Source organism: Pseudarthrobacter kochi (assembly GCF_055412805.1).
Genome location: NZ_JBVAYV010000047.1, coordinates 1 through 23,696 on the forward strand (window position 1 = coordinate 1; position 23,696 = coordinate 23,696).

A 23,696-nucleotide genomic window follows, 5' to 3' on the forward strand; every position below is an offset into this window, starting at 1 on the left:
TCTTTCAGCCGGTAGAACAGTGCGTCAACAACACTATTTTCCCAGTTCAGAAGCACCTTTCGTCGCTTAAACACACCCTGCGGGCCCCACCCTCATGAAAACCTCGGGCTAACAGATGGGCCAACCGATGTCGTGTGTCCTGACGCCACTGCAGCAGTCCTGTGACGCCTCGTAGCCTGGACTTCCATCAGGGGCTGTAGATATTAGTCGCTGTTCGGTCGCCAAGGACATGATTCAGGGGCAGAGGAGCGAGGCGCCGAAGGCCTACTCTGTCGCCAGCAGTGCGTAGATGCGCCCGGCAGATAACCGCTACATGAAGACGAGTTCCGAACTCGCGGCGGAAAGAGCCTGGGGCTGTTCCTGGGAGTTGCGAATGGCTTCCTCTTGCGAAGCCTCAGGTGCCTTGACCCCCTCGGTGTAGGCGGCCGACCCCTTGGTGCCAACCTGGGTCGTTTTCCACTCCGCTCTTGTGATCCTGTCGAGGAAACCCGGGTCGATTTCTTGGCCCAGCGCTGCCGCTAGAACGTGAGCCGCGAGACGGGGTGGAATGGCGTTGCCGATCTGTTGCGAGACGTCCTTCCCTGACCACGGGTAGTTTGCGGGAAATGTCTGGAGACGGCCTGCTTCTGAAACCGTGAGCCGGTCAAGTTCGCTACCGTTTGAGAACAAGCGATTTCGAGTAACTTTCCCCGTAACCGTGAAGGCGGGTTCCTTCGAGGTGCGCCTGCCGCGGGCCTTCGGATCGCCGCCGGTTCCGTAGTTCGAGACGAGCTCGAAGGTCCCTGGCCGGTCGAGAGTTTGGCCGATGCTCCGGTATGGAAGTAGGGCATCGTGCTCCGTGGTGACCGGCATTTGCCCTCTCCTGAAGCGCCGATGCGTCGGGATCGGGAGGGACGGTGTGACCTGCCGGTTTGCGAGCAGAATTGCACGCCGCCGTGTCTGCGGGACCCCGAACTCTTCTGCGCAGAGTACCCCGGTCACCGTCTTGTAGCCGAGCATCTTAAGGACGTCAGCCATAGCTTCCCACACCGGTAGGACTGCGGGTACCTGCTCCAAAACGATTGCTTCGTAGGGGGTCCCGGCGCGCTGGGCCTCCAGCGCCCATCGCAGCGGCTGCAGTACCAGCCCGGTTCGTTCGTCTTGAAGAGCCGCAAGTTCCTGAGCGATGTCGTCCCCATCGGCCATGCGGCCAATGAAGGCCAAGACCTGGCTCAGGGCCTTGCGGCCGGCGCCTGCCCCGGCAACCGTGTATGTCTGACATGGCGGCCCCCCGGCGAGGACCGTGGCTCGGGGAAAGTCGTTGGGACTGAACTGCCGAACGTCACCTTGTACGGTTTCAAGTCCAGCGGCGCGCCTTGTTTCGCAGGCGTTCTCGTCCCACTCGATACCAGCGGCGGACAGTCCCAGCCATTCGGCAGCAACATCCAACCCGCCGGGGCCCGCGAATAGATCCACCATTAGAGCTTCAGAAACGGGTGGGGCGGGTTGCATGCTGGTCATAGGACACGATCATATCGGTCGCCGGTACTCTGACCGACTTGCATCGCCGACTGCCAACGGTCGTCAGCCGCTATGACCCTGTGGGGCGATCCTTTGGTTGGTGGCAGTGGTTACAGTGACGGTCATCATCTCTGGTGAAACTCAAGGAGTTCTGACCGAAGGCGAAAAGATGAGGACGCTGATCGTGAGTGGCCGGTTATCGACTGACACAGAGCTTAAAGCTCAAATCGTTCCAAGGTCCGAGGTGACCAATAGGATGAACGCAGACGTACCCGTCCCACTAGCACTCGTTGGAATGGCTGGAGAGCTGTCTCTGGCAGTCCAGTCGCAATGAACAGAATGCCGAGAGATAATGTCTGAAAGCACCGGACCGAACCGTCGAAAGCGCATTCGCGCCGTCTTGGAAATATTGGCTGCGCACTCCGAGGGAGTCGCTAACACGAAAGACGCGGACGGGATCTTCCAACTCGCCATCGAACGCGTTCCTCTCAGCCCCGCTGAATCTACGACCAATCCGAGCAACCAGCTCCGCGGATACTCAAGTTTGTCCTTCGACTCCATCGGCCTGGTCGTGGCGGGGTGGATGACCAAGACGGACGGGATCTGGCGCATTACGCCCGAAGGGGTCAAAGCGCTCGACCTTTACTCCGGGGCAGACGAGCTGTTCGGGCAGATGGCAAAGTTGAGTGCCGCCCAGACCGCGGCCCGAAAGGCTAATCGCGCAGAACAACTCCGAACGGTGCTGGTTTCACGGAACTCTGCTGAGGATGTTTTCCGGACCACGACTGCGCTGTTCGTGCAACGGGGTCTCCGCGAGGGCACGTCAGTGTTCGACCCGGACCGTGACGTTTGGACGGTAGAGGCAATTTCGGAAATCCGGCAGAGGTTTATCGACGCTCCTGACATGGGCGAGGGGACGTTCGTCGAGAAGGTTCGTCAGCAGTTTGCGGAAGCCTCCGATGACGCTCGGCTGCTGATGGCCGAGCTCGTGACTTGGCAGGTGCTTCCGTCGGTAGACCGGGCCATCGGATTCGGAAAGAAACGCGAACGGATCTCGGCAGTTCTGCAGACCATGGATGAGCCGGTTGCCATTCCCGAGCAGGTTCTCAGCGGGCTCAAGAATGGCGTCGTCATGCCCGGCCAGGCCATGAACAGCAACACCTTCCAAGCGATGGTGGTGGTTATTTCGGTGGTCGAGGCCTATCTGCAGGCAACGGTGGAGACGCAGCAAGAAGTGATGCAGGATCCGTGGGCTTGGAAATCCTTCGTCTTCGGGGTGAAAGGCCACAACTTCCCGACGCAACGAAACGCTCTGCTCTACATGGTCCATCCGGAGACGTTTACGGATAGCTTCTCCGACGAGGACAAAGGTCTGATACGAAACGCGTTTATCAGTCATGACGCAGATTCCACCGGGGATGTTGACCGGGACCTGTTTAGCGTCGGCCTGCGTATGCAGCAGGAGAGCGGCAAGCACATCGACTTCTATGACGAGGAGCATAAGCCGCAGTGGAAGAAGGGGAGCAGCCCGAGGCCCAATAACGCCGGCGAAGTTGGCGACGAAGCAACGGAACCGCTGCCGGCACCCGGAAACGAGCGGGTACCCTTCCCGCAAGCAGACGTTGCACTGAGCGGCAGGGTGTTCATCAACCAAGAATGGCTGCAGGACTCATTGGATTTGCTGGAGTCAAAGCGTCAACTGATTCTGTTTGGCCCGCCAGGCACGGGCAAGACGTTCGTCGCCCTCGCCCTCGCCGAACACATCGCGCGCGACGAAGCGGAGCTGGTCCAGTTTCATCCGAGCTACGCCTATGAAGACTTCTTCCAGGGGTACCGCCCGGTCACTGTCAATGGCACCCTCAGCTACGAGCTCAAAGACGGTCCGCTTCGGCGGATCGTGGACAAAGCCAACAGGGCCAAGCACCGGAACTTCGTTCTCGTCATTGACGAAATTAACCGCGGCAACCTCGCCAAGATCTTCGGCGAGCTCTACTTCCTGCTGGAATACAGGCACCGGAAGATCAGTCTCCAATACAGCGCAGAGCCCTTCGAGCTCCCAGACAACCTCTTTATTATCGGCACTATGAATACCTCCGACCGCTCCATCGCCCTCATGGACGCGGCGATGCGGCGTCGTTTTGCGTTCCGTGAACTCCACCCCGCGCACAAACCTGTCTCTGGGGTGCTTAGCGCTTGGCTCGCCGCGCACCAGCACAACCAACTTGGCCAAGAGCCCGCAGTGCTGCTTAACCAGCTCAATACGAAGATCAAGGACCCTGCTTTCAGCATCGGGCCGTCGTACTTGATGCCGAAGCGAGGAGAACTCACCGCTGACGTCCTCGACCGTATCTGGTCATCGGAAATCCTGCCGCTTCTCGAAGAGCATCACTACGGCGAGGGCAAAGATGTCCTGAAGCAATACCGTCTCGAGACCCTGAGGGCGGAGCGTTCCGCAATAGAGAATGGAGCCGCCAGGGATACGACCGGCGAGAGCACACCACCGGCCGCGGCGGAATAGTCGTTGGCAATCTTCGAACTTCGTGAGAGCGGAGCCAGTCAGACGTTGGCGTTGCCGGATGAGGTGGGCCGGGCGATTAACGACCTGGGGATCGCTACGGCCCTTCCTGAAGGAGGTGGCCAGTGGACAGTGTCCGCGGTATCAAAAGTAGGGGTGATCGCCATTGGGACCGACGAGCTTAGCATCCGACCGAAGATGCCCATATCGCGGCTCTTCTATCTCATGGGATATTCGCGGGCGCCGGGATATTGGCGCGACGACGACGTTTCGCTTTCCTCTAATGACGACCTGGTAAGCAGCATTGCCAGCTCATTTATCCGGCAGGTGAAGAACGCCACTGTCCAGGGGTTGCTTCAGGGATACAGGACCGTGCACCAGGCTGAGCCCTTGATTCGAGGAAGGCTCGACGCGGGGGCCCAGATTGGACGCCGTGCTGGCTTGCCGCTCCCAGCGGAGGTTTCGTACGACGAATACACCGTAGACGTGGCCGAGAACCGCCTCCTGCTGTCGGCGGCTAGAGCTCTTCTAACGGTTCCGCGTCTCGCCGAGTCTGACAGACAGTCCCTACGGAAGCTGCTGCTGAAATTCGATGGCGTGGCAACTGTCGCCCGACGGTCCGAGCTTCCCGACATCAGGTTCACCCGGTTAAACACCCACTACCGCCCAGCCGTCGTTCTGGCCCAGATCATCCTCCGCCATGGTTCCTTGGAGCAGCCTTCCGGGGAGGTGACCGCTAGGTCGTTTCTCTTCGATATGTGGGAAGTTTTCGAGGATTTCGTCTCGGTGGCTCTTCGGGAAGCAATGGGCTCTAGCGACGGAAGAATTGATCTGCAATACACAGGGAAACACCTGGACGTCGGCGCCAAGGTCTCTTTGCGACCGGACATAGTTTGGCATAACGATGATGTGGTTTTTGCAGTTCTCGACGCAAAGTACAAAGCCGAAAAGAATAAACGGTTCCCGAACGCGGACCTGTACCAAATGCTGGCCTACTGCACGAGGTTTAAAATGAAAGTCGGCCATCTTGTATACGCCAAGGCTCAAAATGCTGAACTCTCACACGAGATCGACGGCGCCGACATCCACATCTATAGCCACGCCCTGGACTTGGAGGCAAAGCCGGAGCAACTGCTTCAGCAGGTCCAGAACTTGGCCACAAAGATAATTGAACATTCAAAAGTCGCAAACTAGAGGCAACTTAGGTTGACCACGGTACTACAGTGATCAAGTGGTCGGGTAGCGTTCGGAATTAGTGCACGTTCGCGGACGCGGGTTTGGACGATGGTGCTGACGCACTACTCTGAGCTGAGCTTATTGTCGGCGCACGTGCCGCAGATGGGGGAACACAAATGGGGCTTTCCAACCGCGAGTACGTTGGCCGTGCTCTGGAAACCTTGGCAACCAGCCTTGGCTCCTACATTGCTTCAGTCCTGGAAGGTGTTGCGCCAGGCATTTCCTGGCCCAAGCTCCTGGAGCACAAGGACGCCAGCGCCGGCAGAGCGCCGATGACGTACTCGCCCTCGGATCCGAGCGTGCAACTCCGCGTCATGACAGAGCCTCTGGGATCCCTTGGCTACCCCTTCAATCTCACCCACGACGCCCGCAGCTACACTTCCGAACTTCGCCAGACCCGTAACCTCTGGGCCCACAACGAGACCGTCAACGACGCGGACACCTTCCGTGCGCTGGATACAGCTGGCCGGCTCGCCAAGCACCTGGGGCTGGATGGCGCGGCACAGGCGCTCAGCGCCCTGCTCGCTGAATACAAGTTGCGCGATACCTCTGAACGCGCCAGCGAAACTTCGGAGACCGGCGTCGGGAGCGAGGCAGGAGAGAAACCAGATCCACAGCCGCTCGAGCACCCGATCAAGCAGCATCCCGTCAGCGTGGAGATTACCGCAGCCGAGTCGCTCAGCTATGCCATGGTGCACAACGGCTTCAAGTTCGTGCGGCAGGTCAAGATCACGAACCCGGGCACGGAGATCCGCGGCGCAGTGGTCCGTGTGGAGGTCTTTGCCAGCACCGGCAGGATCTCAGAGGACTTCCAGCAGTATGTCGACCTCGCTGCTGGGCAGGCAATCGTCTTGGACGACATCGACGTGCAAATCTCCGCCACCACGATGTACGAGCTGTCCGACAAGCAGCCGGGCCGGGTAGTCGTCACCGTCGAGTCCGGTGCGGCCAGCTCAGCGGCGACGGAACTCGGCAAGGCCGAAGCGCGTCTTCAACTCCTCCCGGCGCAGCTATGGATCGCCGGCAGAGGTCTCGTCTCCTACGAATTCCTCGCCGCCTTCGTTCAGCCGCATCACCCGGCAATCGCCAAGCTGGTCTCCGAAGCCGCCGACCTACTGGCAAACACCACTGGAAGCAGCAGTCTGGACGGTTACACGGACGGTGCCGAACGGGTAGACGAAATCGTCTTTGCGCTCGCCCAAGCAGCCAGCAAGCGCGACATTCGGTACAGTATGCCGCCCGCCAGTTGGGGCCACCAGGGCCAACAGGTCCGGACTCCCGCCCAGGTGCTGGAAGACCGCCTAGGCACGTGTCTCGATACGACGATCGTCCTGGCGGCCGCGCTGGAGTTCTGCGGAATTGCACCACTCCTGTGGCTAGTGGACGGGCACGCCTTCCTCGGGTACTGGAGGGAGGAAATGGCGCTTCCCACCGCGGCTTCCGACGACGTCGCCGAACTCGTCAGCCTTGTCCAGCGTGGTTACATCGGCCTTATTGAAACCACTCTGCTGACCGGCAGCCAGACGATCACGCTTCCCATGCTCAGGAGTAGCCCGGAATCGAAGTACATCGAGAGGGGTCACGATGAGATCCTGGCGGTCACTGACATCCGCCGCGCCCGCCTTGATGGCATCTACCCTCTGCCCGCACGGACGACGGCTGGTTCCGGAGAGCTGGTCGTCAACAACTACGTTCCGCAGGCCAAAATTGCCCCCGTGCTACCTGAGAAAAACGGTAGGATTTCCCGGCGCGATGGGACCGCGTCAGATGTTCCGCCGCGCGTCACGCAGTGGAAGAACGCGCTGCTGGACCTCAGCCTCAGAAACAGGCTGATCAACTTCACGGACACGGCACGATTCCCCCTCGCGGTTCCCAGTACGTGGATTGGCCCGTTCGAAGATTTCGTCAGCAACGGCACCCCCATCGGCCTACTTCCGTCCAATCAGATCAGCGCGGTCCACCAGGAACGCGGCATCCGCTTCGGCCGGGACCTTCCGCAGGCCGAACTGATCAGCATGCTCAGCACAAAGAAAACCGTCTTCGCGGAGGTGACCGAGGAGGCCTACAACTCCAAAATGCGCGGCCTGGCGTACAAAGCAAAGACCCAGACAGAAGAAGCGGGCGCCAACAACCTTTATCTGGCCGTCGGCAGCCTTCTGTGGGAACTGGATGGCCGCACCCTGCGCTCGCCGCTAGTGCTCATCCCCGTCAACCTCACCTCGGCCGGAAAGAACGGGCTGTACCGGGTCACGCTGGACGAGGCCGGGCAGTCAACGCCCAACTACTGCCTGCTGGAAAAGCTTGCCCAGACTCACGGGCTCCGGATTCCCGGTTTGGCAGAGCCGGCGGAAGACGGATCCGGCATCGACCTGGACGCCGCTTTCAACGCAGTCAGGGAAGCTGTCTCTGCGAAGGGGCTGGCGTTCAGGGTCGAGAACACCGTGGACCTGTCCATGCTGCAGTTCGCGAAGTTCCGTCTTTGGAAAGACTTGGACGAAAGCTGGGAGCAGTTCGCCAAGAACCGCCTCGTGGATCACCTCATCAGCAGCCCGACGGAGCTCTTCAACGACACGGTGAAGGCTGCAGAAGAGACGGACCTTGATGCTCTGTCTGCGCAGTGTCCCATTCCGGCCGACTCGTCGCAGCTGCAGGCCGTCGCCTCCGCCGTCTCTGGCCAGACCTTCGTTCTGGAAGGACCGCCAGGCACTGGCAAGTCCCAGACAATCACTAACCTACTCACACGCGCCATCGTGGAAGGTAAGCGTGTCCTGTTCGTCGCTGAGAAGCGTGCCGCGCTGGACGTTGTCCAGAAACGCCTTGAAGAGGTGGGCATGGGCCCGTTCTCTCTCGACCTTCACGACAAGGGGAGTAAACCAGCCGCCGTCCGCGCCCAAATCAAGCAGGCGCTTGAGCTGCGTCTGGATTCCGAGGCCCAGCAGCTGGACACCGCTTCGACGGACCTCGCCTCCGCGCGTCGCGGCCTCATCCGCTATGCCAGCCGTCTGCACGAGGAAAACGGCGCCCAGCTATCCCTCTACAGTGCGCGGACTAAAGCGTTGACGTTCGATCCAGACGGCTCGGCACTCCCTCTCAGTGTCGAGTTCACGGCTTCCGCGAATGAGACTGTCCTGGAACCCGTGCGCGCTGTGCTTCGGGAGCTGCCCGAATACACCGACCGGGCCCGCCCCGCCACGACTCACCCGTGGCGGTTCGTCGACTCCGCTGCCAGCGCTGGCGTGGGAGACCAGCTGATCAGCGCCGGACAGCGCGTCGACGCTGCGCTCGACGCCGCCCGTTCCGTTGAGGGGCTGCCCGACGTGGTGTCGTCCGCAACCACTCCCTCCGAACTCCGCGTCCTCGCTGCGCTCCTCGAGGACCGCAGCGTCCCGGTCGAGACCCTCGACGTCGTGAGGTCAGGACAGTGGTCCGCTGGGGCGCAGCACTTGGAACAGCTGGTCACTGCCTTCGCAGCAGTGAATCACCCCGGTCTGGAAAAGGTCGGGCCTGAGGCCATGGACCTCTCACTCCAAGAAATCCTCGGGCGCGCAGAGCAAGCGGCGGCCAGCGGTTTCTTTGGACGCAAGAAGCGGATGTTGGCCGTAGTCGCGGAACTTGACGCCGTGGTGCACTCGGGAGCGAATGTCCGGCCAAAAGAGCTGGTGCAGCTGCTGCAGAACCTGGTTGCCGCGCAGCAGCAGATCCGCGGACTTCAGACCGAGGCCCAGGCTGTTCCGGGCATGGCGGTCCCTCAGGGCTGGAACCCGTTGACTGAGGCCGGCCAGCAAGCGCTGGAGCACCGGCTCGGGTGGCTGCGCTGGGCCGCGCAGGCCGTCCAGCCCAATGCCGGCGACAACATAGTCCCCTTCCAAGCTGCGCTGCGTACGTTCCTCGACGGTGGCAAGCCGGTCCATGAGAACGTGATCGCCTGGCTGTACGAGCTCGCATCAGCGTGGGAAGACCTCACGGGCCTCCCGGTTGTCGACCAATCCGAGCTCATCCGCTGGATGGGAAGCAGGGGTTTCCTGGACGCCTGGGGCAGCACACGCGCCGCCCGCGGCCTCGACGCCACAGGGTCCCGAGCCCTGGAGCGGTGGCTGGAATTGCTGCGCCATGTGGAGCCGCTGCGATCCGTGGGCCTACACGGAGTGCGGACCGCAATTCTGGATGGCGAACTTGACGCGGATGACGCCGCCACGGCTTTCGAGTGCGGACTGGCCGAAAGTTCCCTGGCAGAACGCAGCCTGGCAACCGGCCTGCAGGATTTTGACGCCCAAGCCCACGAACGGACAATCGAGCGGTTCAGCACCCGAGCCACGCTGGTGCGCGAGCTTCTCAAGCGCAACCTTGCCGCCGGCGTCGTGAGTTCACGGCGGGTATCGACGTCGTCGACGTCCGGCCGGATGGGGGAGCTGCAGCGACAGCTGACCAGGCAACGCGGCGGGCTTACCGTGCGCAAGCTGATGGAGAGCTACGCCGACCTCATCACCCAGATCATGCCCTGCACGCTGGTTAGCCCGGACTCTGTCGCTCGCTTCTTCCCGGCACGAGCCGACCTCTTCGACATTGTGGTGTTCGATGAGGCGTCGCAGATCCGGGTGGCAGACGCCGTCGGTGCCATGGGCCGCGGGGCCTCGGTGGTGGTGGTGGGCGACAGCAAACAGATGCCCCCGACGTCGTTTGCGGAATCGTCCAACGATTCCCTCGACGAGGTGGAGAGCGAAGTCACCGCCGTCGAGGACATGGAGTCCATCCTGTCCGAATGCGTTGAGGCGCGCGTGCCGCGGCAGTGGCTGTCTTGGCATTACCGCAGCCAGGATGAATCGCTCATCGCGTTCAGTAACCAGCAGTACTACGAGAGCAAGCTGTCGTCCTTCCCCGGGCCCTCTCATGGAGCCCCGGATCCCGGAGTGCGTGGTCACGGCGTGAATTTTGTGCGCGTGGACGGCCAGTTCTTCCGGTCGGGAACTTCGAAGGTGCTGCGGACCAACCCGATCGAGGCGAAGGCCGTGGTGGCGGAAGTGCGGCGGCGGTTCGACGGCGGCACTGAGTCGCCGTCCGTGGGTGTGGTGACCTTCAACCTGCAGCAGCGGGCCCTGATCGAAAGCCTCCTGCGCGACACCGAGGACCCTCGCATCATCAAGGCGCTGGACGAAGACCCCGAGGGTCTCTTCGTGAAGAACCTCGAAAACGTCCAGGGCGACGAACGGGACGTCATCCTCTTCTCAACCGGGTTCAGCAAGAACGACAAGGGCTACCTGCCGCTGAACTTTGGGCCGTTGAACCGGGCCGGCGGCGAACGGCGGCTGAACGTGGCTGTGACCCGCGCGCGGCGACAGGTCATCGTGTTCTCCAGCTTCAGCCCCTCCGAGCTGCGGGCCGAGGAAACCAGCTCCGTCGGCATCAAGCACCTCCGCTCCTACCTGGACCTTGCCGAACACGGAACCGGCGCGCTGCCCTACGACGGGCGCCGCACTATCGCAGTGGACCTTCACCGCGAGGAAATCGCCGACGCGCTTCGGGACCGCGGGTATGCCGTCGCCACTGATGTCGGGTTGTCCGACTTCAAGGTCGACATCAGCCTGGCTTCGCTGGATGCCCCCGACCGGCCGTCGATGGCCATCCTGCTGGACAGTCCGGCGTGGGCCGCCCGGCGGACAGCGGGGGACAGGGACGGCCTGCCGGGAGACGTCCTCACGCGCATGATGCGCTGGCCATCCGTCCAGCGAGTCTGGCTCCCGGCTTGGATCAGCGACCGCGAAGCAGTGCTGGACAAGTTGGAGATGGCGTTCGCTGAGGCGGCTTCGGGATTGCCTGCTCCCGTTCCGGACGTAGTTGATTCCGAGCCCGCGCTTGGTGTGCCAGTGGTCGTTGCCTCTGTGGCCACGGCCGCCGGCGACTTCAGCCGCTTGTCAGTGCCTGATTCTGTTCCGATGCTGGCGACAGCGACGACCACCTCCAAGGTGGCGGTCGCCGTCGCAGAACCCGAAATCCCGGCCTACAAGCCGTGGACAGTCCGGCGTTTCGGTGGCATAGAAGTCTTGGACAACTTGCGGACCCGGAGGTCCGTGATATCGGTCCGCGAGGTGATCCATGAAATCGTCCAAGCCGAGGGACCGATTCACCAGGAGCGTCTGGCCAAGCTAACTTGCGCCGCGTTTAGCCTCAACAAGGTCAACCCCCAGCGCGCGAATTCGGTGCTGGATATCCTGGACACGTCAGTGCACTTCTGTGATGACGACGGCTTCATCTGGGACGTGTCCGTTGACCGGGAGGAGTGGACGGACTTCCGGAACAATGGGCCGGAAGTCGATCGAAAGCCGGAAAACATCAGCGTCGTGGAGCTTCGCAATGCGATGGTGGACATTGTCCGGCTCTCGGGCGGTATCTCCACTGGCGAGCTGCACCGAGAGACGATCCGACTCTTTGGCGGAAAGCGGCGGACTGCCGGCGTTACCGCGCGGCTGAACGAGGGCTTGCAGTATGGGGTCGATACCGAGCGACTCGAGCTGCGCGGTGATGTGGTTCATTTGGCGGGCTGATACGTGGGGTAGTTCGCTCGAAGATTTCTCGCACCAAGATAAGGGCCACATTGAAGCGGTACGAAATCACAGGGTGTGGCGAGCCTTTCCTGGCCAGGCCGGATAAGCTCATCGGGGCTAACATGACCTGGCAGCAAGCGCTGGTAATTATGGCAAGGGCTGATCACATGAGTATCGATTACGCGTTGGCAAGTCTGGACCATTCGCAGACTTACCCGTTTCACGACGAGAACGGCAACCTATGTTGGCTTACTGAGCACACGGTTGATGACGAGCCCAGCGACATGCAGCAGGTAAGCAGCTCCCGCCAAATTGCGCAAGCATCCCATGCGTTGAGGTCCTGGAATCGGAGTCCACGAGCCCGATCTATAAAACAATGCAGGTGCAGTCCTCGGCATTCTTTCCTGAGGGAGTGCAGCCGTTGGCCGATACTGACGGGAGCGTCGGGTGTGACGTTGTCCCGCCGCCGTCGTTCTCTACGAAGCTGCTGGCCCGGCGAACCGAACCGTTCTTAGCGAATGCCAAGCAAAGAGCTTGGTGATTCTGTAGTCGGGGCTATTTCTTCCGCGCCTTGTTTATGAATTCCGCTGCGTGACGGTAGGCCCGCTTTGCCTCGGGGCTGGTTGCTGCCCGATACATCCTCTTGCCGTCCTCAAGCCGTTTCGCTGCCTTTGCCTGCATCTCGGGGTCTTTGGCGAGGGAGTAAAGCTTGGCGCCGGCGGCTTTTGCTTTATCCCCTCCGTTCTTAAATAGGGCTGCGGCTTTGTCGGCTTTTCCAGCCATAGTTTGCTCCGTGTCGTCGGTGGTTCGTGAGGTGTCGCCGCTGCGGCGGCGGTCGGGTGTGCGGACTCCGGTTAGGCAGCGACCGCAGGGAACACTACGAGCGATCCGTCGCCGCTTCGTTCGATCTCAATGGCAACGTCAGCTTGTTGGATTCCCCCCGTGAGGCCATTGCCCAAGGCGCGAAGACGATATGCGGCTTGGAGTAGGTGGTCGACCTCGCCGGGCGTGAACGCGGGGATCCGGAAACCGCCGTCACGCTTCAACTCGAGAGTTGATAGTCGAAGCAAAACTGAGTTGATACCGGATTCCAACTCGTCTATGCCACGCTCGTCGTCGCGCAATGATCCGATGAAGCTCTTGAATGGATTGCTCATGTCCTGTTGAGCGTGTTCAACTGCTTGAAGCACGAGCACTCGGCGTTTGAGAGCAATGGCAAGCCGTGCAATCTCTAGGTGTGCGCGGAACGCGCCGCCCTCCTCATTAATGCCGGGGAATGACTTCGTCAATGCGCCGACTTCCACCGGTCCGTCGGGCAGGGCGTCCAGTGCAGCTTGCCACTTTTTGAGCCGCCTCCGGGTTGCTGCAATCGCTGTGCTGATCGCGTGGGATGAGGAATCCAGTCCTAGCGATAGGCCGATACGGCCTTGGTCGAGGAGGATCGACGTCGCCTTGTCGATCGCTTCAGGACAAGCATCTAGCTCGTTGCGTTCGCTCTCGAGGTGGTCGTCGTGTAACTGCTCCAGGAGGTCAGTGATTCGCTCGATTGCTTTCTGGCTTTGGTGATCGGCGTAGGCGCTGGCGCTGACCGCGATGGCCATCAGCACGAGGGGCGCGGCCACTGTCAATGCTCCTGCACTGGCCGCGGTCACACCAACTGTGGTGGCCGAGCCGGCTGCAGCGCCTGTAACAGCGGCGGTCCCAGCAACGGGCACAAAGGCGGCGTGCGCTACTGCGGTCCCACCAGAGTTGACCAGCGCGCCCCGAATACCGCCCGCAACCCCTTTGGCGACCATGGGATTCACGAGCCCTTTACCGACCTGTGCGGCGACCTTTGCCGGCACCACCATTCGGTACAGCACTTCACCGGTAGCCGCGACGTTCAGCGTCGGAGGCGCTGACTTCGCTGTCTCAGTCACCAGATGCGATAACTGCTTTGCGAGCGGACTGGCTGCATGAAGCAAAATCCCGCCGTTCCGATCGCGCTTGGTCGAAATCGGATGTGCTTCCAGCGTGACAATGGGAGAATCCGCAAGTGTAGCTAGGACTGTTCTCAGTTCAGCGAGTCGGGCCGGCGTCATGCCCTCATCGCCTAGCACGTTCGTCATGGTCACCGCCTCCGTAGCGAGTGTCCATACTGGCACGAGTGCCTTGTTATCAGTGATCACGTCTTGTCCCCTCCCCAAACCGCCTTCCACCATAGGCGGTGGTAGCGACACCAATAGTAACCTCTGACCGCAGACCGGAGCCCTTGTCCGGATTGTCAGGACTATTCGTTGTCCTCCCGCATGGAGGTGGGGACATGCGGGTCGATTCATACCGAGAAGCTCTCTGGACGACCATTCGCCGCAGGCCGAAACCCCCGGTTGCCAATTCATATCCGCCTTCTGGTGGCTTATTGGGGTGTTTTGATGAGGCAGATATCAGCGGACACTGACAGCGCGGCGAGCCCGGCATGCCCAGGCCAGCCAAGTCGAGCACAGGCGCTACACTGATGCAGAATCAGCCCACCCGCACTCGCCGGACGGGCAAACCGATAGGAACGGAACCCAAGCCGTTTCAAGGCAAAAAGGGGTCCGATGTCGGCACCAAAACTTTTCAAACGCGTCGCGGCTGTGGTGGTCGCGGCACTGGCCGTGCTCGGTGTAGCGAACGTGTTTGGATACAGTCCGTTCCCGTCGAGTCAGGGCAACCGGACTCAGACGGTACTTCTAAAGTCGGTCAAGGATGTGAGCCAGCTCCACAGCGCGATCGGCACCTTTGAACTGGTAGTCGACACCGGAGATGACGATGAGGGTATGCCCGACATTATCGCCGGAAGGCGGACTCTGTTTGTTGCGGCGGGCACCGTAAATGCTCATGTCGATCTAGCAGGCTTGGCCGAAAAGGACCTGACACTGTCTCCGGACGGCAAGTCGGTGGAGCTGCGGCTCCCTGAGCCGGAGCTCGACAAGCCGAACATCGACCATGACCGGTTCAAGGTGTACAAAGACGATCGTGGCTTGGTCGACCGGATCGCAGATGTGTTCGATACACCGCAGCAGGCGGAGCTCTATAAGCTCGCCGAAACTAGAATGGCTGCCGCTGCGGAGAAGTCCGAGCTACGGGAGCGGGCTGCCGAGAATACCAAGGAAACGCTAACCAGCCTGTTCGGTTCGCTTGGGTACCAGGTCACCTTTAGGGACAACACACCTGGCTAGATCGTGCCGATCAGACGGTTTGGCGAAACCTCGCGGTGATTAGTTGCTTTGCACCCACTGAGCAGGACGGCTGATGGCCTCAAGATGAAGAGGTTGGCACAAAGGGGGAGTGGTAGCTCGGCCGTCGCTCCTCAATGCGGGAGAACACTGCCCGTGTACCAAAAGTGCGGGACAATCGAAGTCCCGAGCCATGATAGCGGCCCACTTTGATTAGTCCAGCAGGATGCCGACGGCTTCATCCGGCTGACTCCGTGGGACTGGGCAGTGCTGGCGGCGCCGGCCATCTCGATCCGCTGCTGTATCCGAGGGACCCGCCCATGGCCTCGGGTGTCATGGACGGCAATGCATTCCGGCCCCTTGAGCTTTCATCCGGACTGGATGAAGCCCTCGCTCAAGCCAGCGCGGTACCGCTGGAAGCCCGTTCCCTGGTGGTCTCCATCGGCTCGAATTCAAGCGCCGACGTGATGCGGCGCACCGGGGACCTCTTCGAGGAGGGGAAGTCCGTGTTCGGCGGGCCGCCGGAGCTTGTTGCCGAGCAGCTCGCGCATGGGCCAGGGAATGGTTCAGCTCGGCCGGCCTCGCCGCGGCAGTGGACTTTGACGGGCCTTGCGCGAGGTAGTCACCCCTCTGGAACGTCGCCATCACCGGGCGGCGCTGGTCCCGGCGATGTGCTGCGAGATGTATTCGGCATCGTGGCCCACGCCCGCCACGATGGACGAGCCGTGCCCGGTCAGCCACGGCAACCCGACGGCGTACAAGCCCGGGTGTTCGGTGACGCCGCGATGGTGCCGGGGGTAGTTCCACTCGTCCAGCACGGGGATGTCCAAGATGCTGAAGTCCAGCCGGTAGCCCGTGGCCCAGAGGACCGACGTGACGTTGGCGGCTTCGAGGTTCAGCCGCGGCGGCTCTGAAGGAAGCCACTCGTCCTGGCGCGGCGGCTCCGGCTCCGGTGCGGACATACCGGTGGCGGCTATATAGCTGTCGAACATCGGCTTCATCCGCTGGTAGAACGCCGCGTCCACCAGGCCCAGGCGTTCCGGAAGGTCATCACTGAAGAGGAGGTCGCCGTCGTCGGCTGCTTCCAAATGGCCGTGCAGCCGGACGCCGCGCCGGCCGAGGTCCCGCAGGTGGATGTCGTGGCCGCCGTCGGCGCCGGATACCAGCGGGTTGCAGGCGAACCTCGCCGCGGGGGAGGGCAGCTGCCCCACTGTGAGGCCGTTCAGTCCGTAGTCGGGGCCGGACTGTGCAAGCTGCATCATCCAATAGAGGAGGTCCTGGCCGCGGTACCGGCGCGGTGCTTCCGGCCACGTGGACACCGCCAGGTGGATTTCGCGGCCGACGGCGAGCAGTTCCTCGGCGATCTGCCCGCCGGACTGGCCGGTGCCAACGATGAGGACGGCGCCGTCGGGCAGCTGGCCCGGGTTGCGGTAGCTGTCGGTGTGCAGTTGCAGGATGTGGCTGGGCAGCTGCCCCGACAGCGCCGGGTTTTTTCGGCGTCTGGTATCCGTTGCTAGCGAGCATCATGTTCCGGGCCCGCCCCAGCTGCCCTGGGTGGTGGCCACGTTGAAGCCGCCGCCATCCGCGGGCGCGATACGCGTGACATCTGCACCCGTTCGGACAGGAGCGTCGTAGCTCTGCGCATAGTGCCTGAAATGGCCGATGAGGCCATCTCGCAGCATGAATGCTTCCGGGGCGGGGCCGTCATACGGCATGCCGGGCAGCGCGAGCGAAAAGTTCGGCGTGTTCAGGCAAAACGCGTCCCACCGGTCCTGCCACGCCCCGCCAAGCGTTTCGCGCCGTTCCAACAACTGATGTTTGACGCCGGCCCGGCTTAGCCAGTAGCTCGTGGCCAGGCCAGCCTGCCCGGGCACAAACAAAGGCGCCCGTCCGCAACCAGAAACCTGGCTGTGGACGGGCGACCTCCGGAGGTTGTTCCAGTTCGGCGGGGGTACTTCCTGAGCGATTGCTACCAGGTTCTTTGGTAACTCAAATTCCCCGCCCGGATGGTAAGCGCTTGGCGCTTACAGTGGCCCGTACCCCGAGACGCCGACCAGGAACGTGGGGCACGGCTCGTCGTAGAAGTTCACCTGGAAGGTCACACTCTGTCCGGCAGCCAGGTCCGCATCGGGCGAGGCGAATCCGATTTGGCTGCCCAGCAGAGAGCCCTTCGCGTCAAAGCAGGTGACATGAACTCCATAGGGTCCATTCAGCTCGTTTTTAGACGTGTTGGTTGCTTTCCCAGTGACCGACGTCCCCACAGAGTTGGCTTGATCGACCTTTAGATCCTGGAAGTAGGGGTCACCTTCCAGCGGCTTTGACGCAACCGTGAATTCGAGCTTTGCCGTGTCCGGTAGTTTCGCGTCAAAGAAGACGTACCCCAGAGAGACACCTCCGGCTGGCACTACCGCGGGGGAGAAGCCCTGGCTACGACCCGAGGCCAGGATCTTGCCGGTGGCATCCATGGCAGCCCCGCTGACCTCGACGCTGGTGATCGACTCATGGGTGCCGTTGCGCACAGCGACGGGGAGGGTCACGAGTCCGGCGGAGTTTACCTTTATAGGGGCGGAGGCGACGACGTCGACCTTGCCCGCTCCGCCGGCCGGGAAGACGGGTTCGGCGTTACCGGCGAGCCAGCCAGCCGAGATGGCGTCTGCTGTTGTTCCCATCTTCACTTCGGCCGCGGCCGACGTTGTTGCCGGTGCTGCCGACTCTGTGCTGCTGGCGGCCGCGGTGCCGCCTCCGGTCTGAGTGGCCGACGCGCCACATCCGGTTGCCGTCAACGCCAGCAGTGCTGCCGCGACGGCACCCAAACGCTTATTCAATGTGTCCCCCTGGGAGTGCTTGCTGCCCGCGTCTTCATCAACGGCGGACAGGATGATCTGTACGGGTAATTAGTACATGAAGTGGGGGCACCGTACGGCATTCAGCTGTTCCATGACGGTCCGCGGCCCACCTGAGGGCAGAATCGACCTGGACGACACCGGGAAAGGACGGCCACCTGTATACGCAAGTTTCTGACGATAACCGCCGGCCAGCAAGGGGTGCGAAATAGGACACGCCTAGGTGGCCGCGGTCGCGATCCGTCCGGCGCAGCCGCGGAAGAACTTGATAAGACCGCGTCAGGCTTCGGCCTTCGTACGTGCGGCCAGAGAGCAGGGGCACAAAGGTGGGCGTGTTCAGGTAGAACGAGGCCCTGCGGTCCTGCTAGGCGTCGTCCAGTTCCGGCCGCCGCTCCAGCAGTAGACGTTCGACGCCGGCCAGGGTGAGCCCGTAGCCCGTAGCCCGTAGCCCGTAGCTCGTGGCCAGGGCGGCCGGCCCTGGGCCGATTACGAGGGTGTCGACCACGCTGTCCGGTCTTGCAACGAATGAAGGCACGGCTACTTCTTAACGGCCCTGACCTTCGGGGCAGTTGGCCGATTTTCGAGGATCTGCGCCATTCAGGCAAAGTGAAGCCCGGCCACCCATGGGCGGCCGGGCTTTGTCGGTGGTGGAACTACTTTCCGAAGGCGGCGGTGTACTGGTCGTTCACGGCCGGGGTGAGCTGGCCGCTGACGCGCAGCAAGGTTGCGCCGTCCAAGTGGTGCCATTCGGTGCCGAAGGCAGGGCCCATCTTCTTTAGCACACCCAGGATGTATTCAGACCGAGTCTTGGCGTCATCCTCGTTAGCGAACACTTCAACGACGGCGCCTCCGTCAGTTCCGGTCTCGCCTGCTTTAGCGCCTGAGTCGGTGATCCACGCAAGCGAGGTGTACTGGCCGGGACGGCCCAGAAGCTTATTCGAGTCCAGCTCTTCGGTGACCGTGGTGACCGCAGTGATGGTGTCGACCTTGGCCTTCAGCGCGGTGGCCACGGACGTAGCGTCGGCCGCAATGGTCGGTGTGGGAGTCGGAGTCGGTGTGCTGGCAGCGGTCGTGGCTGCAGCTGCAGGGGCGGATGACGTGGTGGGGGTGGCTTGGGCTGAGCAGCCGGTCAGAAGAACCGCCGCCACCCCAAGGACGGCAAGATGTTTACGCATGCATCTGAGTCTAGAGTCAGAATCCCGGGTCCCTGTGCACTACCTGCGAAGCGTAACTGTCGAGTTGTTCGGGTCACGCCGTACAGTCGCGGCGCGGACCAGGCGGATGCAGCCGTTGGAGCTCGGCCAGCCGGACTTCCGGGTCCGTCTCCGACTGCTGGACCAGGGCCTTGAGGACGGTGAGGATGCTGGTCAGACGCGACTGGGTGGCCGCGAAGTCCCGGCCGCGCAGGCTCTCCACCTAATGCACCACGTTTTCGGTTTTGGGTTGAGATCGTACTGTGGCTCGTCCTGGCCGGGCACATAGTAATTGCGCAGCCAGGCACGCTCCGGGGCTGCCCAGTCGTCCAGGTACTCCGACGCCGGCCAGGGGAACTCGTCCTCGCCCAGGCCGAACAGGACGTCGTCGAGGTGGTCGATCAGCTCCTGGCGGCCGATGTTCCGCTGGCTGGGCCCGGTAGAGGCCAAAAAGGAGACTGCCAGCGGGGCGTTCTGCGCGCGCAGCAGGGACCATCCCGCGTGGTTTTCACGCAGCGAACTGATTGCGTAGTAGTCCATCGGGTCCTTGATGCGTGCGTACTGACGTTAGCGCCAAAGGTACATGCGACCACAGACAGGCTGTGGAGGAGTAGTTGGTGTCCCTATTTTAGTGCGGGGTGGTTCAGGCCGCTCAGGAGAGGCTGCCCCGCACCGACGCTGACGGAACCAGCAAACGCAACGTACTTCCGCCGTCGTCGTTCCACCCTTGACTGCTGACCGGGCGAGGGAACCCTCGCGCCCTTCGTCCGGTTACATCTGGCGCAGGCCGCGACAAAGTTCTCCAGGCTGGTGGATCCGCCCCTGGACCACGGGTAGGAATGGTCACCGTGCTCAGCGGGACCCCGTCCTGGATCGCGAAGGATGCTTTCGTGCGGCCCGACCAACGAATGCGGGGGCCAGCTCAGGCCCCGAGCTCGTGGGCCAGTTTGGTGATGCTTGATGTCGAGAGGTCCCAATCGCTCTCCGGCGTCAGATCCGCAACCTGGCCCGGGCCGTATTCGGTGGGGCGGGCGATGAACGCCGTCGCCAGACCGGCCTCCCGGGCAGCACGCAGGTCGTTGTTGTGGGCGGCCAAGAGCATCACCTCACCGGGCCTGAGGTCCAGGAACTCCGCGGTCCGAAGGTAGGCCGCCGGCAGCGGCTTGTACGTGCGCGTCATGTCCGAGCCGATGATCACGTCCCACGGAAGCCCGGCGTTTCTGGCCATGTCGACTAGCAGCGAGGTGTTGCCATTGGAGAGGGGACCGACGATGTAGCCTCGGCGGACGGCGGCCAGACCTTCCAGGCTGTCCGGCCACGGGGGCAGGCGGTGCCAGGATCTGTTCAAGTCCTCCAGGGTTCTTGCGTCCAGCCGGTCCGGATCGAAGCCGTGGCGGCGGAGCACCTGGTCCAGGTTTTCGCGGTGGAGTGTGTCCAGGGTGGCGAATGCGCGGGATCCGGAGCGGATGGCCTCCATTGCCGGCTGGTAAAGGGCGCGCCAGTCATCAGCGAACGCCTCGGCGTCGAGATGCTGCCGATGTGTCGCGGCGAAGGCGGCCGCCTGCCGGGCGACGCCGGTGCGCCAGTCCACCACCGTGCCGAAGGTGTCGAACAGGACGGCGCGGACCTCGCACCCGGTTGACGGTGAACGGTATGGCTGGATCGTCATATCCTGTCTCCTTCCCCGAACTTCCCTGACCGTTAGTCTGGCAGTATGCGCACTGGGCGAACGGCCGCACCATCTCTTCCCCCGGTTTACTCACGCGCCGGCGCCGGATTTCCAACTGCGTTCAGCAGTGAAACCCTCGGCGTCGACGCTCAGGCAGCTCAGGACAGCGGCTGCCGAGCACCGACGCTGACGGAAGCCGCCGGCGCAACGTACTCCCGCCGTCGTCGTTCCATCCTTGCCTGCTTTCCGGGCGAGGGAACCCGCGCGCCCTTCGTCCGGTTGCACCTGGCACAGGCTGCGACAAAGTTCTCCAGACTGGTGGATCCGCCCTTGGACCACGGGTAGAAATGGTCACCGTGCTCGGCGGGCAGCGCGCACCGCCGCCGGAGTCCGGACTCCATCTCGCACTGGCCACCGGCGCGTGCCATGCCCTCCCGGCGCTGCTGGCGGCTGAAACGCCGGACCGGGTCCCGGCGTTTGACGTCTCTGGCGCGGATGACGGCGGTAACAATCGTCAGAACCACCACGAACAGTCCGGGGAGTGCGACCGCAGCCAGAACGCCGTCGACCATGCCTCGAAGAACTTCAGCGGCGGTTGCTGCGCTGCGGCTGCCCGCCGGGTTCGCCTTCGGCATAAGCGCCAGGACAACGGAGGCGCCCAACCACACAACCACCGCCGAATATGCCACCCGCAAAGCGTGGCGGCTCCAGTAAATTCGTTTCAGTTCCACCATTCAGTCGTCCCCCATCGATCTTCAGCCCGGTCGTAAGCCTGCTGCGCTGCAGCTAGGGAGATCGTACCGTCGTGCCTGCAAACCTAGACACTTTGCCGGGTTCTCGAAGGCCAACAGGTAGGTTGTGAAGATGAAAGATTCGGTCCTTGCCGAGGCGCTGCAATTGTTCGCGCAAGTTTGTCACCACCGCCAAATACCAAGGGAGGGCATCGTCAGCGCTGACCAGTCCAGGCATCCGTGGGTCTACGCCGGGGGTGTTGGTGAGGGATGGTCATTCACGCTGGGGGCCGACGCTGCTCGGCGGTTTGCCGTGGACACCGAGGGATTGCTCTACAGCGCAACTCGAACCTGGGTCCTGCGTAGAGTACCAAGCTGGTACCAGATCAGGGAGGGCGGTCATCACCTGGTCGCGACGAGTCCTATAGAGGACTGTGACGACCAGCTCCGGGATGAACTGCTGGAAGGCATCGTCAAGTACCTTGCCGAAGTTGAGACGCCCCGGCGCCGCGGGCGCTATGGAGGATTTCGGCAGGCCTAACGACGGGGAATAGCGGACGACGGCGGGCGAGTGCCCGCCGTCGTTATGGCTGGTTTCGAACCGATTCCCCCTACCGAAGCCCCGGAACCCCGTCCTGGATCGCAAAGGACGCCTTCGTTGAAACGGGAGCCCCCGGCGTCGTGACGTAGTCCAGCGTCCGGAAATCGGCGGTCATCGCATCCTTGGTAATGCGGGTGTTCACGTAGCCGCGGTTGTCGTTGTAGAACTTCAGGTGCGGGTTCCAGGCCATTACCGGATCCGTCGTGGAGCCCGAACCGTTGCCGGTGGACGAGATCGACGTGCACACCAGTTCCGTGCCCACCACGGGCGAGGACGGGTCCTTGTAGTCCACCTTGACGTCGTTGGCCCAGTTGCGGTGCACGTCCCCGGTGAGGACCACGGCGTTGCGCACCTTCGCATCCACCCAGCCCTGCGTGATGCGGCGGCGGGACGCGGCGTAGCCGTCCCACCCGTCCATGGAGACGTCGTCGATTTCCGGCGCCTTGTTCCGGTCCCGCTCGGTGAAGAACACCTGCTGGCCCAGGACGTCCCAGCGCTGGGTGGAGTTCTTGAAGCCGTCCAGCAGCCACTTCTCCTGCTCCGCGCCGGTGATGGTGCGGTCCTCGGCCAGGCGTCCGGCGACGTTCTTCTTCCAGCCGTCACCGGCGAGCTGGTCGTCGCGGTACTGCCGGGTGTCCATCATGTGGAAGTTGGCCAGCTGGCCCCACTGGATGGTGCGGTAGATCTTCATGTCGACCCCGGCCGGCACGGACGATGCCCGCAGCGGCATGTTCTCGTAGTACGCCTGGAACGCCGCCGCGCGGCGCTGCCGGAAATGCTCTGTGGTGTCGTTCAGCTGTCCGGCGTCGGTGTTTTCCGGGACCTCGTCCGCCCAGTTGTTGTCCACCTCGTGGTCATCCCACACCACCAGCCACGGCGCGACCGCGTGGGCGGCCTGCAGATCGGCGTCAGCCTTGTACTGCGCGTGCCGCTGCCGGTAGCCGGCCAGGCTGGTGGCCTCGGGACCTTCGTGGTCGCGCGGGTTGCCGCCGGCAATAACGTAGCTGTCCTTTTTGTACTCGTACAGGTAGTCGCCCAGGTGCAGCACCAGGTCCGGCTGGTCCTGCGCCAGGCGCGTGTAGGCGGTGAAGTAGCCGTGCTCGTACTGGGCGCAGCTGGCGAACGCCATGGCCAGCGCCGCTGGCGTCTCGTGCAGCGCCGGGCTGGTGAGCGTACGGCCCACGGCGCTGAGGTGCCGTCCGGTGCGGAACCGGTAGAAGTATTCGCGTCCCGGCCGCAGTCCCCGCAGCTCCACGTGCACCGGGTGCGCGGTTTCGATCCGGGCATACTCGACGCCGCGCGACCACCGTGCGCATCCCCTCGTCCTCGGCCACAGCGACGTCGCGGGACGGCATGCCGCCCAGGCCGTCCCCGGCCACCGGGTCCAGCGCCAGCCGGGTCCAGATCACGAAACCGTCCGGCCGCGAGGCCGGCGGAAATCTGCGCGAAGTGTTGTCCATGTCCGCCACGCTAGTCACGGCGGATTGAGGAGGTCCTAGGAGGACGTGAATGTGCAGGTAAGCGCGTGACAAGACATGCGGGTCCCGGGTAGGGTCGGTTGCCCTAAGCCTTGATCCACCGATCCGCCTGGGCTGATGATCTGGATCTGACTTTTGGCGGTTTTGCGGGCTGAGTGCGTGGTGGGGTGCCGGGCCTCGCTGCCCTTGGGTGT

The 23,696-nt window shown here is 62.7% G+C and carries 19 protein-coding genes and 1 pseudogene; 6 read left to right on the forward strand and 14 right to left on the reverse strand.

Features of this window, described 5'->3' with window-relative positions; translation table 11 throughout:
- Window positions 1-309 precede the first annotated feature (309 nt).
- Entirely contained in the window at window positions 310-1,500 is a 1,191-nt protein-coding gene (locus ACZY0Y_RS17115; protein ID WP_463959360.1) for a DNA cytosine methyltransferase, read from the reverse strand.
- A 352-nt stretch (window positions 1,501-1,852) separates the two neighbouring features.
- Here ACZY0Y_RS17115 and ACZY0Y_RS17120 point away from each other — a divergent pair, with 352 nt between their 5' ends.
- From ACZY0Y_RS17120 to proA, 3 genes are all read left to right on the forward strand, one after another.
- Window positions 1,853-4,018, forward strand: coding sequence for an AAA family ATPase (locus ACZY0Y_RS17120; RefSeq protein WP_463959362.1), 2,166 nt, complete (start codon window positions 1,853-1,855; stop codon window positions 4,016-4,018).
- Between the two features lie 3 nt (window positions 4,019-4,021).
- Entirely contained in the window at window positions 4,022-5,209 is a 1,188-nt protein-coding gene (locus ACZY0Y_RS17125) for an McrC family protein (protein WP_463959364.1), read from the forward strand.
- A gap of 158 nt (window positions 5,210-5,367) precedes the next feature.
- Window positions 5,368-11,790, forward strand: coding sequence for an anti-phage protein ProA (gene proA, locus ACZY0Y_RS17130; protein WP_463959365.1), 6,423 nt, complete (start codon window positions 5,368-5,370; stop codon window positions 11,788-11,790).
- A 555-nt stretch (window positions 11,791-12,345) separates the two neighbouring features.
- On the opposite strand, the gene ACZY0Y_RS17135 is transcribed toward proA, so the two are convergent.
- Window positions 12,346-12,573, reverse strand: coding sequence for a hypothetical protein (locus tag ACZY0Y_RS17135; protein WP_463959366.1), 228 nt, complete (start codon window positions 12,571-12,573; stop codon window positions 12,346-12,348).
- Window positions 12,574-12,644: 71 nt separating this feature from the next.
- Window positions 12,645-13,958 (reverse strand): hypothetical protein, encoded by a 1,314-nt coding sequence (locus tag ACZY0Y_RS17140; RefSeq protein ID WP_463959367.1) that lies wholly within the window; start codon window positions 13,956-13,958, stop codon window positions 12,645-12,647.
- A gap of 411 nt (window positions 13,959-14,369) precedes the next feature.
- Here ACZY0Y_RS17140 and ACZY0Y_RS17145 point away from each other — a divergent pair, with 411 nt between their 5' ends.
- Window positions 14,370-14,990, forward strand: a complete 621-nt coding sequence (locus ACZY0Y_RS17145; RefSeq protein WP_463959369.1) for a DUF4230 domain-containing protein — start codon at window positions 14,370-14,372, stop codon at window positions 14,988-14,990.
- A 641-nt stretch (window positions 14,991-15,631) separates the two neighbouring features.
- Here ACZY0Y_RS17145 and ACZY0Y_RS17150 read toward each other — a convergent pair.
- Window positions 15,632-16,249 carry a hypothetical protein gene (locus tag ACZY0Y_RS17150; RefSeq protein ID WP_463959371.1) on the reverse strand — a complete coding sequence of 206 codons (618 nt, stop codon included), beginning with the start codon at window positions 16,247-16,249 and terminating at the stop codon, window positions 15,632-15,634.
- A gap of 63 nt (window positions 16,250-16,312) precedes the next feature.
- Between ACZY0Y_RS17150 and ACZY0Y_RS17155 the strand changes: the two genes are divergently transcribed.
- On the forward strand, window positions 16,313-16,504 hold the full coding sequence (locus tag ACZY0Y_RS17155; protein WP_463959372.1) for a hypothetical protein: 192 nt from the start codon (window positions 16,313-16,315) through the stop codon (window positions 16,502-16,504).
- Window positions 16,505-16,510: 6 nt separating this feature from the next.
- Here ACZY0Y_RS17155 and ACZY0Y_RS17160 read toward each other — a convergent pair whose 3' ends face one another.
- From ACZY0Y_RS17160 to ACZY0Y_RS17200, 9 genes are all read right to left on the reverse strand, one after another.
- Window positions 16,511-16,795, reverse strand: a complete 285-nt coding sequence (locus ACZY0Y_RS17160) for an NAD(P)/FAD-dependent oxidoreductase (RefSeq protein WP_463959374.1) — start codon at window positions 16,793-16,795, stop codon at window positions 16,511-16,513.
- 216 nt (window positions 16,796-17,011) lie between these two features.
- Complete coding sequence (locus ACZY0Y_RS17165) at window positions 17,012-17,812, reverse strand: FxLYD domain-containing protein (protein WP_463959376.1); 801 nt, start codon at window positions 17,810-17,812, stop codon at window positions 17,012-17,014.
- Window positions 17,813-18,194: 382 nt separating this feature from the next.
- The gene (locus ACZY0Y_RS17170) at window positions 18,195-18,365 is read right to left on the reverse strand and encodes a hypothetical protein (RefSeq protein WP_463959378.1); all 171 of its coding nucleotides are present in this window, start codon (window positions 18,363-18,365) and stop codon (window positions 18,195-18,197) included.
- Between the two features lie 118 nt (window positions 18,366-18,483).
- The gene (locus tag ACZY0Y_RS17175; protein WP_463959379.1) at window positions 18,484-19,005 is read right to left on the reverse strand and encodes a hypothetical protein; all 522 of its coding nucleotides are present in this window, start codon (window positions 19,003-19,005) and stop codon (window positions 18,484-18,486) included.
- A 73-nt stretch (window positions 19,006-19,078) separates the two neighbouring features.
- On the reverse strand, window positions 19,079-19,246 hold the full coding sequence (locus ACZY0Y_RS17180; RefSeq protein ID WP_463959381.1) for a DUF3375 family protein: 168 nt from the start codon (window positions 19,244-19,246) through the stop codon (window positions 19,079-19,081).
- On the reverse strand, window positions 19,198-19,563 hold the full coding sequence (locus ACZY0Y_RS17185; protein ID WP_463959383.1) for a DUF3375 family protein: 366 nt from the start codon (window positions 19,561-19,563) through the stop codon (window positions 19,198-19,200). The genes ACZY0Y_RS17180 and ACZY0Y_RS17185 overlap by 49 nt, the downstream gene beginning before the upstream one ends.
- Before the next feature lie 83 nt (window positions 19,564-19,646).
- Window positions 19,647-20,000 (reverse strand): HNH endonuclease, encoded by a 354-nt coding sequence (locus ACZY0Y_RS17190; RefSeq protein ID WP_463959385.1) that lies wholly within the window; start codon window positions 19,998-20,000, stop codon window positions 19,647-19,649.
- The gene (locus ACZY0Y_RS17195) at window positions 19,946-20,692 is read right to left on the reverse strand and encodes a haloacid dehalogenase type II (protein ID WP_463959387.1); all 747 of its coding nucleotides are present in this window, start codon (window positions 20,690-20,692) and stop codon (window positions 19,946-19,948) included. Before ACZY0Y_RS17195 ends, ACZY0Y_RS17190 begins: the two co-directional genes overlap by 55 nt.
- Window positions 20,693-20,850: 158 nt before the next feature.
- The gene (locus ACZY0Y_RS17200; protein WP_463959389.1) at window positions 20,851-21,381 is read right to left on the reverse strand and encodes an HNH endonuclease; all 531 of its coding nucleotides are present in this window, start codon (window positions 21,379-21,381) and stop codon (window positions 20,851-20,853) included.
- Window positions 21,382-21,556: 175 nt separating this feature from the next.
- On the opposite strand from ACZY0Y_RS17200, the gene ACZY0Y_RS17205 reads away from it, so the two are divergent.
- Complete coding sequence (locus ACZY0Y_RS17205; RefSeq protein ID WP_463886383.1) at window positions 21,557-21,964, forward strand: hypothetical protein; 408 nt, start codon at window positions 21,557-21,559, stop codon at window positions 21,962-21,964.
- A 70-nt stretch (window positions 21,965-22,034) separates the two neighbouring features.
- On the opposite strand, the pseudogene ACZY0Y_RS17210 reads toward ACZY0Y_RS17205, so the two are convergent.
- Window positions 22,035-23,484, reverse strand: a pseudogene (locus tag ACZY0Y_RS17210) (alkaline phosphatase D family protein).
- Window positions 23,485-23,696 lie beyond the last annotated feature (212 nt).

Bases quoted from the DNA above. Each gene is read 5' to 3' on its own strand.
- ACZY0Y_RS17185 (WP_463959383.1), bottom strand. From the start codon at position 19,563: ATGGACTACTACGCAATCAGTTCGCTGCGTGAAAACCACGCGGGATGG.
- ACZY0Y_RS17175 (WP_463959379.1), bottom strand. From the start codon at position 19,005: ATGCGTAAACATCTTGCCGTCCTTGGGGTGGCGGCGGTTCTTCTGACC.
- ACZY0Y_RS17115 (WP_463959360.1), bottom strand. From the start codon at position 1,500: ATGACCAGCATGCAACCCGCCCCACCCGTTTCTGAAGCTCTAATGGTG.
- proA (WP_463959365.1), top strand. From the start codon at position 5,368: ATGGGGCTTTCCAACCGCGAGTACGTTGGCCGTGCTCTGGAAACCTTG.
- ACZY0Y_RS17145 (WP_463959369.1), top strand. From the start codon at position 14,370: ATGTCGGCACCAAAACTTTTCAAACGCGTCGCGGCTGTGGTGGTCGCG.
- ACZY0Y_RS17205 (WP_463886383.1), top strand. From the start codon at position 21,557: ATGAAAGATTCGGTCCTTGCCGAGGCGCTGCAATTGTTCGCGCAAGTT.
- ACZY0Y_RS17195 (WP_463959387.1), bottom strand. From the start codon at position 20,692: ATGACGATCCAGCCATACCGTTCACCGTCAACCGGGTGCGAGGTCCGC.
- ACZY0Y_RS17150 (WP_463959371.1), bottom strand. From the start codon at position 16,249: ATGATGCAGCTTGCACAGTCCGGCCCCGACTACGGACTGAACGGCCTC.
- ACZY0Y_RS17135 (WP_463959366.1), bottom strand. From the start codon at position 12,573: ATGGCTGGAAAAGCCGACAAAGCCGCAGCCCTATTTAAGAACGGAGGG.
- ACZY0Y_RS17120 (WP_463959362.1), top strand. From the start codon at position 1,853: ATGTCTGAAAGCACCGGACCGAACCGTCGAAAGCGCATTCGCGCCGTC.